Below are 1,518 nucleotides of genomic sequence, written 5' to 3' on the forward strand. Positions count from 1 at the left end.
TGATGCTCCTATTGCTGTCAAGCCGTGGTGAGCCAGGTTCGGTAGCGGTCGGCGAGGTCGTCGTCGCGTTGTAGTCCTCGTTCGAGGCGGGAGATGGCGGTGGGCCAGAGCCCGAAGTGTTGGGCTGCGGCGGTGAGGGTGATGTTCTTGGCTTGCCGGCTGGGGCGTAGGTCGCTGTAGTCGGCGATCTCGATCTGTTGGGTGAGGTAGCGGTAGATCTCGCGGGCGATGGCTCGTTTGAGCATCCGCAGGATCTCCTTACCCGTGCGGCCGGCGGCTTTGTGCCGGGCGACATAGGCGCGGGTGGGTGCGTGGCTGCTCCAGCGGACCATGGCGATGCGGTAGAGGGCGTTGTTCGCGGCGCGGTCCCCGCCGCGCGAGAGCCGGTAGCGGCCCCGGGTCTTTCCGGAGGAGACCGGAACGGGGGCAGCGCCGCAGAGCGCGGCGAAGGAGGCTTCGCTGCGCAGACGTTCGGGGTTGTTCCCGGCGGTGATCAGGAGCTGGGCGGCGGTGTCGGGGCCAACGCCGTGGGCTGCGCGCAGGGCCGGGTTGGCCGCGCTGACGTACTCATCGATCGCGGCGGTGAGGGTCTTGTCCTGTTCAGCCAGGAACTCATAACGCTGCGCCAGGAGCTTCAGCGCGGTGGCGACCGAAACGCGGACGGCATGGTCGCCCGTGTGGTCGGTACCAATACCGGGGCGGCTTCGGGCCAGCGTCGTGATGAGTGTTTTCTCTTTCAGGTCGCGGTATTTCGCGCGCAGGTCCTCGGGGGCGGTGACGAGCATGCCGTGGATCTGATTGATGGTGGCTGTGCGGGCCTTGATCGCCGAACGGCGGGCGTTGTGCAGGGACCGGACCGTCTCGGTCGCGGGGTTCTTCGGGGCGCTGGAGGCTCGTCCGGACAAAACCGCGCGGGCGGCCTGGTAGGCGTCGATCGGGTCGGACTTGCCCCGGGCGCGGCGTTCGGCCCGGTCGGGCCGGTTGACCTCCACCACCCCTAGCCCGGCCGCGGCCAGCGCCAACGCCAGGCCGGCACCGTAGGAACTGGTGCCCTCGATACCAACCTGCTCCACAATGCCGTGCCCGGTCAGGAACGCGATCGCGGCGGCATACCCGGGCCCGGTCGCGGGGAACTCGGCATCGGCCACGTCCTTGCCCAGGACATCGATGACGGCCACGTGGATCGTGTCAGCGTGCGTGTCCGCACCACCGACCACCCGTGCCTGCTCCAGCTCGATGCCCGGTTCGATGACACGACGCTGGGTCTGGGACGGTGCTGATGTCACGATGGTGGTGCCCTTCCTGCTCGACCTCGGGTGGGGTGCAGCCCGCGGTCGGGGTGAGCAGACAGGACAATGATCGGGCTCTGCCAAGCTCCTATCAGGTCATGCCCGCCCCGGCCGTGAGCCTGGTACGCGCGCCATCCGGAACCCGACAGAACAATCGCAAGCCAGCCCAACAGGGCGACAGTCAGTGGCGGGGTCAGAGCCCCGGAGACGCCCTTACATCATCATTGTC

The 1,518-nt window shown here is 68.2% G+C and carries 1 protein-coding gene; it reads right to left on the reverse strand.

Annotation, left to right across the window (positions count from 1 at the left end; genetic code table 11):
* Positions 1-17: 17 nt before the first annotated feature.
* Complete coding sequence (locus LWF15_RS35750; protein ID WP_269811398.1) at positions 18-1,232, reverse strand: IS110 family RNA-guided transposase; 1,215 nt, start codon at positions 1,230-1,232, stop codon at positions 18-20.
* Positions 1,233-1,518: the final 286 nt, after the last annotated feature.

Origin of the sequence: Kineosporia rhizophila (genome assembly GCF_021277265.1) — a bacterium.
Taxonomy (GTDB): domain Bacteria; phylum Actinomycetota; class Actinomycetes; order Actinomycetales; family Kineosporiaceae; genus Kineosporia; species Kineosporia rhizophila.